A 410-nucleotide genomic window follows, 5' to 3' on the forward strand; every position below is an offset into this window, starting at 1 on the left:
GTTACCGGGTGATCGCCCGCCACCAGACTCACCAGTGCCGCTGTCGCCACCCCGCTATTATTGGTGGTCGCGGTCAGGCTGGTCTGGGTACCACCGGCAAAGGTCGCCCCACCAGTGACGACAAAAGTAACACTCACATTTGGCACCGCATTGCCATTACCATCCCTCACTGTGGCACTCAGTGCATTGGTGGCACTGTTGTTAGCCACTGCCCCGCTGGCGACACTGAAGTCGGTCTCCATAATCACTGCGGTGGTTTCATCGGCGATAAAGGTCGAGTTCTTCGGTACTGTGACATTGCTTCCCACTGCAGCCGTTACCGGATGATCCCCCGCCACCAGACTCACCAGCGCCGCTGTCGCCACCCCGCTGTTATTGGTGGTCGCGGTCAGGCTGGTCTGGGTGCCACC

General features: G+C 60.0%; 1 protein-coding gene. It reads right to left on the reverse strand.

All coding sequences use genetic code 11. The annotated features are described in order from the left end of the window. Nucleotides 1-410, reverse strand: a 410-nt coding sequence (locus FTA96_RS11455) for an Ig-like domain-containing protein (RefSeq protein WP_145573853.1), incomplete at both ends; no start/stop codon positions are given.

The sequence above is a fragment of the Yersinia alsatica genome, from assembly GCF_902170305.1.
Classification (GTDB): Bacteria; Pseudomonadota; Gammaproteobacteria; order Enterobacterales; family Enterobacteriaceae; genus Yersinia; species Yersinia alsatica.